This is a genomic window from Streptomyces sp. PH9007 (assembly GCF_059813725.1).
The window spans coordinates 4,054,320-4,068,379 of the sequence record NZ_CM187440.1 but is presented as its reverse complement, the minus strand read 5'-3'; the positions used below and the strand labels follow the sequence as shown (position 1 = coordinate 4,068,379).

The following is a 14,060-nucleotide window of genomic DNA, read 5'->3' as shown; positions in this document are numbered from 1 at the left end:
GACACCACCTCGTGACCGAGTCACCTCGGAGCCAGTTCCTCTCCCTGCATCTCATCGAGACCTTGGCTGCGGTCCTTCCCGTACGTGACGAGAACGGACAGCCCAAATCGCTGGTTTTCGGTGGCGTGGAACGTCACATGATCACGAGCCAGGCCCGCCGGCGTGCCGAGCGGGTCCATGCCCGTAACCGGGCCAACGCCGGCCTCGGGGCGCTCAAGGGACGGAGCATGGGGGTCCGTACCCGGGAGTGGGCGCTGCTGGCCGGACGAGAACTCGAATCCGCTCATGGCTGGGACCGGGACAGGGCCACCGCCACGGCCCGTGCGGTGATGGAAGCGAGCGGTCTCAAATTCGGCGATCCGAAGAAGAAGACGGTCGCCAATCTGACCAAGGTGCTCATCTTCGCGCCGTCCGACGCCGGGGTGCGGATCGCGCGCCACATCGCCGACCGGGCGGCGGAGGTCGAGGAGTGGCGCGATACGTACCTCGAAGCTCAGGCTCAGGGTGAGGCAGCGAAGAAGGCGCGTCGCGGAGCCAAGAAGAAGGTTCCGACAGCACCACAGACGGAGGAGACCACGGCGGAACCCAGCACGGCCGTCGACCTGCCGCCGCTGCCCAAGGCCACACGTGATGCCGTTCTGCTGGCCCTCGCCCCTCGCGATGCCGTGGACATCGCTCTCTACGGCCGTTTCCTCGCCGAGATCCCCGACTCGCCGAACGTGGACGGCGCCGTCCAGACAGGTCACGCCTTCACCGTGCACGAGGCCGAGCAGATCGAGGACTTCTACGCGGCCGCCGACGACGCGAAGCTCGACCGCAAGCGCAACGCGCTCGACTTCCTCGACGCCGCGGACGACGCCGGCGCGGGCATGACCGGGTACCAGTCCCTGATCTCCGGCACGTTCTACCGGCACGCCGTCCTCGACCGTACGCAGCTGCGCATCAATCTGCGGGTGGCGGGAATGGACGAGGTCGAGGCCGAACAGGCCGCCGCCGAGGCCGAGAAGGAGTTCGTCAACTCTTTCGTGGAGGCATTTCCGGAAGCGAAGAAGAACTCCACCGCGTCCACCGGATCGCTGCCGGCGCTCGTCCTTGCCTTCGAAGGGGAACGCCCCTACAACTACGCGTCTGCCTTCCAGAAGCCGGTCGACGAGGGCGCCGTGTCGGGCGGTGGGGAAGGACCGGCGGGCCCCGCCGCCGTACGCCGGCTGCTGCGCCACCACACCTTCGTCAGCCGCCGGCGCCACGATCTGCGGACCACCCGGGTACTCACGTACGACCCCGAGATCGACCTGCTCCTGGGAGAGCTGGGACTGCCGGAGTCGGTGTCCGTGGTGGAGCAGGCCGAGGACCTCACCCCGTGAGCGACGCGAACGACTCTCACGTCCTGCTCGTCCGGCTGGCCGGACCGCTGCAGTCCTGGGGCATCACCGGCAGATTCGCCCGTCGCGACACCCACAGCCGCCCCACGAAGTCGGGCGTGATCGGCCTGTGCGCGGCAGCGCTCGGACTGCCGCGGGAAGAACCCCTCGGGGAATTGGCCGAGCTGCGCTTCGGCGTGCGGGCCGACCGGCCCGGCACGTCGCTCCGCGACTACCACACGGTGGGCGGCGGCACGTATCCGCTGCGCCCGCGCGACCTCATCACCGACCACCAGAGAGCTGCCAAAGCGACGACGGAGCCCCTGCCGGTCCCGCCTTCGGGTGACGCCCCGGAGCCCGGTTCGTTCGGAGGCGCAGACCTGGATGCTTGGTACGGCGCACCGAAATACGTCACCGCCGACCCGACGTCAGGAGCTCTCGTCTCCAGAGAGGTCCGCCGCCACAGCCTGATCACAGAGCGCTGGTACCTGGCCGACGCGGCCTTCCTCGTCGGTCTGGAACACCGGGACACGGATCTCCTGGAACGTGTCGCCCACGCCCTGGAGCACCCGAAGAGGCTGCTCTGGCTCGGTCGTAAAGCCTGTCCGCCGTCGGGGGACCTCGCCGTCGGCATCGTTCCGGGCTCCCTCCGGGAAGCGTTCGAGACACACGCCCTGCTTCCCGATGCCGTCGGCCACGAAGCCGAGCAGTCACATGCTGTGCCGCGCGGACGCCCCTGGGCCTGGATCGAGAGCCCGCAGCCGCTCCCCGGCGTCGGCCCCCTGTCCGACCAGCCCGTGCACTTCGGAGCGGACGGGGGCGCCCACGGCCTCCGCTGGGAGACCCGCCACCGCATCACCATCGCCGCACACGCCCGTGGATGGGACATCATCCTGTGAACACGACCACCACTGCGTCACATGCGCCGTCGGGCGCGGGTGGGGCCGCCAGATTCATCGCCGCGCAGACTCTGCTGACCCTGGATACGCGGCATCCGTTCGCCGGTAAATCACTCATCGACGCACAGGACATGCACCGAACCGTCATGAGCGGCTTTCCTGGCTGGGTGGACGATGGCAGCCCGGACCCGCGGGCCCAGATGGGCATCCTGTCGACCTGGACCGTCGACCTCCGTCAGGCGCGGCTCAACCTGGTGGTCCAGTCGTCGCTCCCCGCCGACTGGAGTGGCATCCCCCACGCGGCCCTGGCCGAGAAGCCGGAGCCTCTCACCGTCGACCGCACCTTCCGCGTCGGCGACCGGGTGGCGTTTCGCACGGTCGTCAATCCGGTACGCAGCGTTCCGCCGCCACCGGGCTCCGCGCCGAAGACCCGGGGTGCGCGCATCCCCCACACACGCCCGGAACACGTGAAGGGGTGGTTCGCGCGCCGTCTCCAACCGACCGGCGAACCCGCGATCGCCCCGGACGGCGTCACCCGCATCGGAGCGGACACCGACACTGATCGGATCGCCGTACGCATGCTTCCGCGCGTCTCGAGCCCAGCCCCGCACAAGGGCCTGCGCATCGCTCGCGCAGAAATCAAGGGCACCCTCACGGTTACCGACCCCAGAGTGTTCGTCGCGGCCCTCACCCAGGGCATCGGCCACGCGCGCGCGTACAGCTGCGGGCTGATCCTCGTACGCTGAACCACTCAACCGCTGAGCGGGAGCGGATCTCGTGAGGCGCGGTGCCCGAGCGCCGGCGGTGCCCACCATTGCGGAGCCCGCGTACGTGCCGCGTACGCCGTGGCGCCGTGGCTGCTACTGGCAGGAGCAGGCTGGGTGGGGCGGGGCTGTTCATACTCGATCGCATGGACGAGACAACGCGCGGCGCGTCCTCCCTCGGGGAGTTCCTCTCCACGCGGCGGGCGCGCTTGAAGCCGGCCGATGTGGGGCTGCGGGACTACGGTGACCGGCGGCGGGTGCCGGGGCTGCGCCGGGAGGAACTGGCCCAGCTGGCCGGAGTGAGCGTGGCCTACTACATCCGCCTGGAACAGGGGCTGTCGCTCAACGCGTCCCCCCAGGTACTGGACGCGCTGGCCACGGCTCTGCGGCTGGACGAGGCGGAACGGCAGCACCTGCACACGCTCTCCGGTGATCCCCGGCCGCGCCGCCGCAGGCTTCCCGCCGAGCGGGTCACCGCGGCCGTGCGTCAACTGGTGGACGCCTTCGGGGACTCACCGGTCGTGGTCGTCGGCCGGCGCTCGGACGTCCTGACCTGGAACCGCGCCGGGCACGCGTTGTTCGCCGGGCATCTGGACCCGGGCAGTCCGGACCAGGTGGCCACCCGGCCCAACACCGCCCGGCTGGTCTTCCTGGACGCCCACACCCGGGAGCTGTACGTGGACTGGCCGCGGAAGGCCCGCGATGTGGTGGGCAAGCTGCGGCAGGCGGTCGGCCAGTACCCGAACGATCCGCAGCTCGCGTCGCTCATCGGCGAACTGACCATGGGCAGCGCGCAGTTCGCCAAGCTCTGGGCCGAGCACCGGGTGCGCGCCTGGGACATGGCCGAGTACCGGATGCGCCATCCGCTGGTCGGGGAGTTGGAGGTCCTGCAGCACTCGCTGCCGGTCCCCCGGGGGCAGGGGATGCGGGTCGTGGTGACGACGGCGGCCTCGGACTCCGCCTCGCAGGCAGCGCTGCGGCTGCTCCACCAGAGTCTGCTGCCCGCCACCGAGAGGCCGGCGACCACCCGTCAGGCCGCCGCCGACACCTCCGTCCACGTCGTACCTTCCCCGCGCTCCTGACGCCGGGGCACGTCGCGCCCCCGGCGAGGTACGCCCGGGGCAGCACGTCCGACCACCACAGCTGAACACCCACCCGGCCGTCCCGGCCCGACAGCGGCGGGAAGGCCACGGGGTACTGCGGCATGCCCTCTTCCGGCTGCCGATCTCCCGTTCGTGCTCCGCGCCCCCGCGCCACACCCACTCCCACCCTTCGAGGAACAGAGACCATGAAGAAGTCGAAGCTGAAGATCGCCGTCGTGAGCGCCGCCCTGGTCGTCGCCGCGGTCACCGGGACGGCCTGTGCCTCGCCCGACAGCGGCACCGCCACCGGGTCCGGGTCCCAGAAGACCCAGACCGAGCAGAACGGGCAGGTCGAGGGGGACGAGCAGGCGGCCCCGGGCCTCATCGAGGCGGACGGGGCGAACGTGTTCCCGCACTCGCTGGACTTCGACCCCCGCTCGCAGACGTTCTTCGCCGGCTCGCTGGGTCAGGGCAAGGTCTTCTCCGTCGACACGGACGGAAAGGTGACCACCCACATCGACGACCCGGAGCTGGTGTCGGCGCAGTCCGTCCTCGTGGACCGCGAGCGTGAGCGTCTCCTGGTCAGCAACGTGGATTACGGCACCGCCGAGCGTTCGAACCCGGAGGCGCCGTTCGGTATCGCCGGGGTGGGGAGCTACGACCTGGCCACCGGGGAGCAGCACTGGTGCGTGGATCTGACCGGGGTGGCTCTGGATGGCAAGCAGCACCTGGTCGCTGATGTGACGGTGGCCCCCGACGGGACCGCCTACGCCGTCGATCAGCTGTCCCCGACGGTGTTCGCCATCGACACCGACGGCAACGCCTCGGTCTTCCTGCGGGACGACCTGCTCCAGGGTGATCTGGACATCCCCGACTTCCTGAACGGTGTGGGCATGTCGGCGGTGGACTGGGTGGAGGGCGACCTGCTGATCATCTCCATGGCCGACGGCTCCCTGGTCCGGGTGCCCGTCGACCGTCCCGAGGACGCGGAGAAGGTGGAGCTCTCCGCGCAGCTGGCGGCCCCCACGGCCGGCATGCGCGTCCTGGAGGACGGCTCGATCCTGGCGGTCAGCAGCGGTCTGCTGACCGGCGAGCCCGCCCGGATCCAGCACGTGGAGCCGGGCGACGGCTGGAAGGAAGCCACGGTGACGGTCACCGACACCGTCGCGGACCCCGTCACCAGCGATGTGACCGTGGGCCCGGAGGGGAGGACGTACGCGCTCAGCGGCGGGCTGGCCGACCTCCTCGCGGGACTGCCGAACGACGGCTTCACGCTGACGCCCGTCACGACCGGCCTGACCCGGTAACCGTTCCCGGACGACGGGCGGGCGCCACTCCCGCGCCCGCCCCGGGGGAGGCGGGCGGTGAGGCGCCCTTTCACGGGCTGCCGCACCGCCCGGCGGCGCAGAGCGCGCGACGTCCGTTCTCCTGCCGCCCGGCTCTGTCACCGGCCGAAAGGAAAATCACCGTCCCGTCCGGCGTTCACGAATGAAGGGGCGTGCGCGGGACGGTCCGGATTACGGCCGGATCCTCATCGTGTGCCGCCCCTGCGGTATTCCCGGAAAACGCACCGGTGCGCAGTCGCCGGCGGTGTTCCGGCCGACGCACAAACCGCACCGGAGCGCACCCGCCTCCCGGACGCAGATATGCCCCCGCGCGGCGGGCGCGGAGGCATTCCACGGTGTTCTGCGGGTTTCAGCGGGGCGGGCGGGACTCACGCCTGATAGGGCTTGGCCTCCAGGACCCGCACGGTGGCGACGGAACCGTTCGGCAGCTCGTACTGCGCGTCCTGTCCCACCTTCTTGCCATTGACGCCACTGCCCAGCGGCGACTTCGGCGAATACGTCTCGATGTCCGAGGTGGCGAATTCGCGGGAGGCGAGCAGAAACGTCATGGTGTCGTCCTCGTCGCCGTCGAAGGCGATCGTGACGACCATGCCGGGGGCGACCACGCCGGTGTCGGCCGGAGCCTGTCCGACCTGCGCGCTTTCCAGCAGCTGGGTCAGCTGGCGCACCCGCGCCTCCTGCTTGCCCTGCTCTTCCTTCGCCGCGTGATAACCGGCGTTCTCCTTGAGGTCGCCCTCTTCCCGGGCGGCCTCGATCTTCCTGGCGATCTCGATGCGCGCGGGACCCGACAGATACTCCAGCTCCGTCTTCAGCTGGTCATACGCCTCCTGGGTCAGCCAGGTGACAGTGTCGCTGGTCTGGGTCACAGGTGCTCCTCGGGTACAGGTGGTGATGGATACAACGGAGGGTCGATACAAAAACATCGCCCGCCCGGAAGGCAGCGCTCCTGGGTGGGCGAATCAGCGATCGAAACGTCGACCCTAACAACGCCGATCGATTTGCGAAAGGATTTACCCCGTCCGGACGTGGGCAAACCCACACGAGCCGGCCCCGGCGGGGACGGGGGTCAGGACCGGTCAGCCCTCGGAGCAGCCCATCAGCTCGGCCGAGGTGGCGAGCTCGGTGGTCTTGAGCACCACGGAACGGTGCACCGAGTCGCTGTCCTCCTCGAAACGGAACTCGGCCCGGCCGACTTCGAGACCGTCGGCGGCCTGCGAGCGCACGGTGCACACACCGGTGACGGAGGCGGGCTTGCGCACGGCGATATTCACCGAGACCTCGGTGTCGGAAGTGACCGTGAATCCGGTCACCTCTCCGGTGACCTTCTGCCCGGAGATATAGGAGACGCCCGCCCAGCCGACAAAGGCGAGCAGCAGCACGCCGAGCACGAGGCCGGTGATCTTCAGCCGCCGGTCGGTGCGCGCGTCCGCGTCGGTGCCGGTCCGGCCGTACCGCCCCTCGGGCACGCCGTCACGAACGGTAGCCATGGTGCGTCCTCCGGCGGTGGGCATGGGATCGGCGGGGTGTCTTGGGCGGGACGGACGGGAATATCCCGAGCCGGTCCATCAGTCACTATAGAAGGCGACTCCAGGACCAAGACACGAGGATCGAGCCTTGACCAAGCAGCTGCGGCTCATGGCCGTGCACGCCCACCCCGACGACGAGTCGAGCAAGGGCGCCGCGACGATGGCGAAGTACGTCTCCGAGGGGGTGGACGTCCTCGTCGTCACCTGCACCGGCGGCGAGCGGGGTTCCATCCTCAACCCGAAGCTCCAGGGTGACGCGTACATCGAGGAGAACATTCACGAGGTACGGGCGAAGGAGATGGCCGAGGCCCGGGAGATTCTCGGGGTGCGGCAGGAGTGGCTGGGGTTCGTGGACTCCGGGCTGCCGGAGGGCGATCCGCTGCCGCCGCTGCCCGAGGGGTGCTTCGGGCTCCAGGACGTCGAGGCGGCGGCCGAGCCGCTGGTGGCGCTGATCCGCTCGTTCAAGCCGCACGTGATCACCACGTACGACGAGAACGGCGGTTACCCGCACCCGGACCACATCATGACGCACAAGATCTCGATGGTGGCGTACGAGGCGGCGGGCGACCCGGAGCGCTACCCGGACGCGGGCGAGCCGTGGACGCCGCTGAAGCTGTACTACAACCAGGGCTTCAACCGGCCGCGTACGGTCGCGCTGCACGAGGCGCTGCTGGGGCGCGGTCTTGAGTCGCCGTACGGGGAGTGGCTGGAGCGCTGGGACGAGATGGAGCGGGTGGGGCGCACGCTGACGACGTTCGTGCCCTGCGCGGAGTTCTTCCCGGTGCGGGACAAGGCGCTGATCGCGCACGCCACGCAGATCGACCCGGAGGGCGGCTGGTTCCGGGTGCCGATGGACGTGCAGCAGGAGGTGTGGCCGACGGAGGACTACGAGCTGGCCCAGTCGCGCGTGCAGACCTCCATCCCCGAGTCGGACCTGTTCGCGGGCATCCGCGACAATGACCGGTATGAGTGAGCTGCTTCCCCTGGCCGAGCAGGCCGAAAAGAAACTCACCGAGTACACGGTGACGCCCGGTGTGCTGGGCTTCATCGTGTTCGCGGTGCTGGGGCTGGCTGTCTGGGTGCTGCTGAAGTCGATGAGCCGGCAGCTGGGCAGGATCGACTTCAAGGAGCAGGAACGCGCCCAGCGGGGCGAGGGGACGGACGGCCCGGACGGCGATGGGAACGGTGGCGGCGGTGCCGAGGAGGAGCCGAAGGGCTCCGGCCCGGCCGCCGCCGACCGGGATCCCGCCTCCTCGCGGGCCTGACCCCGGCGTTCCCCGGGGCCCTTCCCGGTCCTCGTTCCGGCTCCTCGCCGTCGCGGTCGGGCGGTGGCCCCGGCCTGCCGCCACGATCCGGGCCTCGGCGCGGGCCACGGCGGCCCACCGGCCGGGCCGGGAGCCGCCCGCAGGGGCCGCACTCCCCCGCCCGGCCGGTGGCCGTACGGTCAGGCGGGCACGCCCAGGACGTCCCGGGCGCCGCGGCGCGGCACCATGCCCATCCGCCACGCGGTCCAGCCCGACTCGGGGCCGTGACCGCGTTCCAGCATCAGGGCGTACGAGGAGGCCGCGTCCGTCAGCCGCGGATCGCGCAGCGGATGCTCCGCCTCCAGCAGCTCGCTCAGCTCCTGCTGCGCCACCGCCTCGCCGATCTCGGAGCCGCCCGGTGAGGCCAGCGGCAGCAGCGTGCAGCGCAGGAACTGCGCCCAGTCCGCGCCGCGCCGGTCCGGCTCACCGTCGCCGTAGCCCTCGGTGAACAGCCGCAGCGCCTCGTCGGCCAGCTCCAGCGCCTGCCCGGCCCGCTCGTTGCCCGCGTCGATCACGGCCAGTTCCAGGGCCGACCACGCCTCGCCGTGCGTCACCCCGGCCCGCTGGAAGTCGCGCCGGGCGTCGGTGAGCAGTTGCCGGGCGAATCCCGAGTTGCGCAGCGAGCCCGTGCTCTGCGCCCTGATGTCGCGGGTCACCCGGGCCGAGTGGTGCCGGGCCCAGGCCAGCCCATAGATGTCCCGCATCCGGCTGAACATGGTGCGCGCCTGTTCCAGCGAGCGCAGCGCGCTCTCCGGATCACCACCCTCCTCCTGCGCCTGCCCCAGGTAGTACAGGCTCCAGGCCTCGCCGCGGGCGTCCTCGGTCTCGCGGTGCTGGGCGAGCGCGGCCCGCAACTGCTCCTGGGCGGAGGTCGTGTCGCCGTCGTGGAGCCGGGCAAGACCCAGCTCGGTGGTGGCGAACGCGACGCCGCGGACGTCCTGGGAGCGTTCGTACAGGTCGAGCGCGGTCCGCAGTTCCTGCTCGGCGTCGGGGATGCGGCCGGCCCACAGCAGGGTCTGGCCGAGCTGGAACCTGGTCCACGCCTCGCCGTGCACCGAGCCGCTGCCCTGGTGCAGGCGCAGGGCCTCGGCCAGCATGCCGCGGGCGGAGCCGAGCCGGCCGCGTTCGCGTTCGACGGCGGCCAGCGCGTGGAGGGTCCAGCCCCGGTCACCGGCCAGCTCGCGCGCCTGCTGGAGGTCGAGTGCCTCGCGCAGCTTGCTCTGCGCCTCGGGCAGCTGGCCCTGGTGCTGGAGGGTGATGCCCAGGTCGCGCAGCGCGCGGGCGGTGCCCGCGTTGTTCTGGGCCTCCTGGTAGAGGGTGACCACCGAGGACAGGGTGGAGCGGGCCTTGTCCAGCTCGCCGAGCTGCCGGGCGGCGACACCGGTGCGCCACTGCACGGAGCGGGTGAGCAGGCCCTGGTTGACGGCCTGGGTGAGTTCGTTCAGCTCGCCGAGCCGGTAGAGGTCGCCGCGCAGCAGGCAGTAGTCGCACAGTGCGCCGAGCAGGTGCTGGACGGCCTGCCGGTCCACGCGTTCGTCGGCGTAGCGCAGGGTGGCGGTGATGAAGCTGGTCTCGTCGTCCAGCCAGCGCAGGGCGGAGTCCAGGGAGCTGAAGCCGTGGCCGCCGGCGGCGGCGGGCAGCAGGTCGGCGCGGGTGGAGGTCTTGCCGTCGACCAGCCGGATCACGGTGTCGGCGAGTTCGGCGTAGCTGCGGATGAGCCGTTCCTGGGCGGCCGAGCGCTCCTCGTGGCTCTCCTCGTCGAAGAGGCGGACGCGGGCGAAGCGGCGCACCAGGTCGTGGAGGCGGTAGCGGCTGCCGCGCACGTTGTGGATGAACCCGGCCTGGTTGAGTTCCTCCAGGCGCTGGGCGCCCTCGGGCTGGCCGACGTCGAGCAGGGCGGCGGCGGCGCGGGCGCCGAGGCTGGCGCGGCCGGCCAGCGCGAGGCGGCGCAGCAGGCGGCGGGCCGGCTCGCTGAGGTCGGTGTAGCGGGTGCGCAGGACGCGCTCGGCGGGGTCCTCGCCCGGTCCTTCCGGGGTGGCGGCTTCCAGGGCCTCGATGAGCTGGGCGGGGGTGCGGTGGGTGAGGGTGGAGCCGACCAGGTGGAGCAGCAGGGGGCGGCCGTCGCACAGGTCGGCCAGGCGCAGCCACTCGGAGGCGTTGCCGGGTCCGGTGCCGGGGGGCGAGCCGTCCGCCGGCTCTTCGAGCAGGGGGGATCCCAGGCCGACATTGGCGCGCAGGAGTTCCTCGGCGCTGGTGGGGTCCAGGGCCTCCAGCGGGAGCTGGTGCACGGAGGCGGGCAGCTCCGGGTCGAGGTCGAGAGGCTCGGCGGCGGTGACCAGGACGAGGGAGTCGGAGCGTTCGGGGATGAGGGTGCGGACCTGTTCGGCGTCGGTGGCGTCGTCGAGGATGATGACGACGGGGAGCCCGGCGAGGTGCTGGTGGTAGCGCTCGGCGAGGCGGCGCAGTTGTCCGGCGTCGGCCTCGCGGCCGGCGCCCTCGCGGAAGAGCAGCTGGTCGCGGGGGGCGCCGAGGCGGTTCATGAGGTGCAGGATGGCGTCGCGGGTGGGCAGCGGGTCGACGCTCTGGCCGCGCAGGTCGACCAGGCAGGCGCCGCGGAAGAGTTCGCGCAGTTCGTGGGCGGCCCAGCGGGCGAGCATGGTGCGCCCGGAGCCGGACGGGCCGTGCAGGACGACGACGGTGGGCCGGGTGTCGGTGCGGGCCCGGTCGCGGTTGACCCACTGGGTGATCTGGGTGAGGTGGCGGCGGCGGCCGATGAAGGGGTGTCCCGGTTCGGGCAGCCGGCCGAAGGATTTGGTGAGGACGGAGCGGGTGCGGGCGGCGGCGCTGCGGTCGGGGCGGCGCTGCTGCTGGGGGGCGCGGCGCGGGTCGCGCTGTTCGGGGACGGCGCTCTCGCGGTGCGGGGTCAGGGCGCGCTGCTGGTCGAGGTAGGGGCGGATGCCGCGTACTTCGACGGCGGTGAGCCACTCCAGGCGCAGCGCCTCGACGCCGCCGGGCTGGTGCCGGTCACCCGCGTGCCGCTGGACGGCCCACTGGTGGGCGAAGACGGCGTACAGGGCGTAGCCGAGGAGCCCGGCGGCGATGGTGACGACGGCGTCGAAGAAGGCGACGGAGGTGGCCAGGTCGCTGCCGCCGACGAGGATGAGGACGGCGACGGAGGCGGCGACGGTCGCGGCGACGGCGCCGCCCAGGGCCTGGGGCCGGAACCGGTCGGACATCCGGCCCGGGGAGAACTCGTCCTCGGCGCGCCGGTAGACGGCGTACTCCTCCAGGGCCGGCCGGTGGATCTCGTCGATGGTGCTGCGGGCGCGTTGGAGCAGTTGCCTCCCGTCGACGCGGCCGTCGGAGCGCCGCACCTCTTCTTCCGCGGCCCGCACCAGGAGCCGGTCGATCTCCGCCCGGTGTTCCTGGGTCAGTGCCAGCTGTGTCGCCATGTGTTCCCCCTCCCGTGGTGTCTGCCTCCAGACACCCGGACGCCTTCCCCGCGCCCGCCGCCTCACGCTGTTCTTGGCCGAACCGTGCCGTTCGGCGTGATGAATTGAATACGCAACTTCCCTGTGGGCCAAGGGGGCTTGGACGGGCGTTCGGGCCGTGGGCCGGTGTCAGCCCGTGGCGCGCTGGTACTTGCGCACCGCAAGCGTGCGAAAGATCACGATGATGAGGACGGACCAGAGGATCGACGCGAGGGCCGGATGCTGCATCGGCCACACGTCGGGGGCCTGGTAGTCGGGCGGCAGATTGCCGAACAGATCGCGTACGGCCAGCACGGTGGCGCTGAAGGGGTTCCACTCGGCGACGGGCTGGAGCCAGCCGGGCATGTTCTCCGAGGGGACGAAGGCGACCGAGATGAAGGTGAGCGGGAACAGCCACACCAGTCCGCCGGAGGTGGCCGCCTCCGGAGTGCGCACGGAGAGCCCGATGAGGGCGCCGATCCAGGTGAACGCGTAGCCGAGCAGGAGCAGCAGCCCGAAGGCTCCCAGGGCGCTCAGCGGCCCGTCGTGGATGCGCCAGCCGACCAGGAACGCGACGATGGCGAGCACGACCAGGATGACGGCGGTCTGGGCCAGGTCGGCGAAGGTGCGTCCGGTGAGGACGGCGCCGCGGGCCATGGGCAGGGAGCGGAAGCGGTCGATGATGCCCTTCTGCATGTCCTCGGCGATGCCGGCGGCGGCACCGGCGGTGGCGAAGGTGACGGTCTGGGCGAAGATGCCGCCCATGAGGAACTCGCGGTAGGCGGAGGCGCTGAGCCCGGCGCCGGGGATGCTGATGGAGCCGCCGAACACGTAGGCGAACAGCACGACGAACATGATGGGCTGGATGAGCCCGAAGACGACGGTCTCCGGGATGCGGAGCATGCGCAGCAAGTTGCGTTTGGCGACGACCAGGGAGTCGCGCAGGTTCTGCCGCAGGGTGATGCGGCCTCCGGGCGGGGCGGCGGGCGGCGGGGTGCGCAGCGTGTCGGCGGTCATGCGGCACCCTCTTCCCGGTGGTCGTCCGTACCGCGGCCCCGGTCGCCGGGACCGCGTTCCCGCTCCCCCGCGCCGCCCGGGTCGCTGCCGGCGGCCGGGCCGGCGCCACCCGGGCCGGCGGCGCCACCCGGTTCTGTGCCACCCGGGTCGCCGCCGCCCGTGGGGTCCGCGCCCTTGGCCTGGTCGCCCTCGTTGCCGTTCAGCTCGAACTCGGCGCTGTGCCCGGTCAGGGAGATGAAGACGTCGTCGAGCGTGGGGCGGCGCAGTCCGATGTCGTCGATCTCGATGTCCCGCCCGTCGAGTTCGCGGATGACCTCCGCCAGCAGCTTGGCGCCGCCGCTGGCGGGGACGGTCAGCCGGCGGGTGTGCGCCACCAGGCCCGGCTCGCCCTCGCCGAGCCGGCGCAGGATGTCCTGGGCCTCCGGAATGCGGGCACGGTCGTGCACCACCAGCTCGATGACGTCGCCGCCGCTGCGGGTCTTCAGCTCGTCGGAGGTGCCGCGCGCGATGACCCGGCCGTGGTCGACCACGGCGATAGTGTCGGCGAGATGGTCCGCCTCCTCCAGGTACTGGGTGGTCAGCAGCAGCGTGGTGCCGCCCGCCACCAGCTCCTTGATGAGCTCCCACAGCGCCTGCCGGTTGTGCGGGTCGAGCCCGGTGGTGGGCTCGTCCATGAACATCACCGGCGGGCTGACCACCAGGGAAGCGGCCAGGTCCAGCCGGCGCCGCATGCCTCCGGAGTACGTACGGGCGGTGCGCTCGCCCGCGTCGGCGAGGTTGAACCGCTCCAGCAGCTGCCCGGCTCTGGCCTTCGCGTCGCGCGCGGACAGCTGGTACAGCTGCCCGACCATCTGGAGGTTCTCCCGGCCGGTCAGATAGTCGTCCACGGCGGCGAACTGTCCCGAGAGCCCGATCGCGCGGCGTACCTCGTTGGGGTGGGTCGCGACATCGAGCCCGGCCACCTCGGCCCGTCCGCTGTCCGCCCGCAGCAGCGTGGTCAGCACCCGTACGGCGGTGGTCTTGCCCGCGCCGTTGGGCCCCAGCAGCCCCAGGACGGTGCCTTCGGGTACGTCGAAGTCGACGCCGTCCAGTGCTCTGACGTCGCCGAAGGTCTTCACCAGCCCCTCGGCATAGATCGCGCCCGGCATGTGGTCTCCCCGTGATCGGTGGCCGACGTTCAGCGTCGCCCCGGTGGAGCGACTCCGCCAGTTTTACGGCTGACGCGATATATCGCAAGTCTTGCGCGACAGCCTGTGGAAAACTCCCGATCAACCCACTCTCACCTGGGAAA

Annotated in this window: 12 protein-coding genes; 7 read left to right on the top strand and 5 right to left on the bottom strand. The window is 71.5% G+C overall.

Annotated elements, in window-relative coordinates; genetic code table 11:
• Nucleotides 1-11: 11 nt before the first annotated feature.
• The 5 genes from ACTFAP_RS18835 to ACTFAP_RS18815 all read left to right on the top strand — a co-directional run bounded on the left by ACTFAP_RS18835 (nt 12) and on the right by ACTFAP_RS18815 (nt 5,413).
• On the top strand, nt 12-1,364 hold the full coding sequence (locus tag ACTFAP_RS18835) for a type I-E CRISPR-associated protein Cas7/Cse4/CasC (protein ID WP_500466925.1): 1,353 nt from the start codon (nt 12-14) through the stop codon (nt 1,362-1,364).
• A complete protein-coding gene (gene cas5e / locus ACTFAP_RS18830) occupies nt 1,361-2,260 on the top strand; it encodes a type I-E CRISPR-associated protein Cas5/CasD (protein ID WP_500466924.1) in 900 nt (299 codons plus the stop codon). Before ACTFAP_RS18835 ends, cas5e begins: the two co-directional genes overlap by 4 nt.
• The gene (locus tag ACTFAP_RS18825; RefSeq protein ID WP_500466923.1) at nt 2,257-3,006 is read left to right on the top strand and encodes a type I-E CRISPR-associated protein Cas6/Cse3/CasE; all 750 of its coding nucleotides are present in this window, start codon (nt 2,257-2,259) and stop codon (nt 3,004-3,006) included. The genes cas5e and ACTFAP_RS18825 overlap by 4 nt, the downstream gene beginning before the upstream one ends.
• Nucleotides 3,007-3,170: 164 nt before the next feature.
• Nucleotides 3,171-4,106 carry a helix-turn-helix domain-containing protein gene (locus tag ACTFAP_RS18820; protein WP_500466922.1) on the top strand — a complete coding sequence of 312 codons (936 nt, stop codon included), beginning with the start codon at nt 3,171-3,173 and terminating at the stop codon, nt 4,104-4,106.
• A 206-nt stretch (nt 4,107-4,312) separates the two neighbouring features.
• Nucleotides 4,313-5,413 carry a hypothetical protein gene (locus tag ACTFAP_RS18815; RefSeq protein ID WP_500466921.1) on the top strand — a complete coding sequence of 367 codons (1,101 nt, stop codon included), beginning with the start codon at nt 4,313-4,315 and terminating at the stop codon, nt 5,411-5,413.
• Nucleotides 5,414-5,820: 407 nt separating this feature from the next.
• On the opposite strand, the gene greA is transcribed toward ACTFAP_RS18815, so the two are convergent.
• Together greA and ACTFAP_RS18805 are read right to left on the bottom strand one after the other, a co-directional pair.
• Entirely contained in the window at nt 5,821-6,318 is a 498-nt protein-coding gene (greA, locus tag ACTFAP_RS18810; protein WP_030728529.1) for a transcription elongation factor GreA, read from the bottom strand.
• Between the two features lie 210 nt (nt 6,319-6,528).
• Nucleotides 6,529-6,939, bottom strand: a complete 411-nt coding sequence (locus ACTFAP_RS18805) for a DUF4307 domain-containing protein (RefSeq protein WP_390117553.1) — start codon at nt 6,937-6,939, stop codon at nt 6,529-6,531.
• 127 nt (nt 6,940-7,066) lie between these two features.
• Between ACTFAP_RS18805 and mca the strand changes: the two genes are divergently transcribed.
• Nucleotides 7,067-7,951: a mycothiol conjugate amidase Mca gene (gene mca, locus ACTFAP_RS18800; protein WP_386541245.1), complete on the top strand. Its 885-nt coding sequence runs from the start codon at nt 7,067-7,069 to the stop codon at nt 7,949-7,951.
• Nucleotides 7,944-8,243 (top strand): hypothetical protein, encoded by a 300-nt coding sequence (locus ACTFAP_RS18795; protein ID WP_390117554.1) that lies wholly within the window; start codon nt 7,944-7,946, stop codon nt 8,241-8,243. The genes mca and ACTFAP_RS18795 overlap by 8 nt, the downstream gene beginning before the upstream one ends.
• A gap of 179 nt (nt 8,244-8,422) precedes the next feature.
• On the opposite strand, the gene ACTFAP_RS18790 is transcribed toward ACTFAP_RS18795, so the two are convergent.
• From ACTFAP_RS18790 to ACTFAP_RS18780, 3 genes are all read right to left on the bottom strand, one after another.
• Entirely contained in the window at nt 8,423-11,734 is a 3,312-nt protein-coding gene (locus tag ACTFAP_RS18790) for a tetratricopeptide repeat protein (RefSeq protein ID WP_495681623.1), read from the bottom strand.
• 168 nt (nt 11,735-11,902) lie between these two features.
• The gene (locus ACTFAP_RS18785; RefSeq protein WP_500466920.1) at nt 11,903-12,769 is read right to left on the bottom strand and encodes an ABC transporter permease; all 867 of its coding nucleotides are present in this window, start codon (nt 12,767-12,769) and stop codon (nt 11,903-11,905) included.
• Entirely contained in the window at nt 12,766-13,917 is a 1,152-nt protein-coding gene (locus tag ACTFAP_RS18780) for an ATP-binding cassette domain-containing protein (protein ID WP_500466919.1), read from the bottom strand. The genes ACTFAP_RS18785 and ACTFAP_RS18780 overlap by 4 nt, the downstream gene beginning before the upstream one ends.
• Between the last annotated feature and the right edge of the window lie 143 nt (nt 13,918-14,060).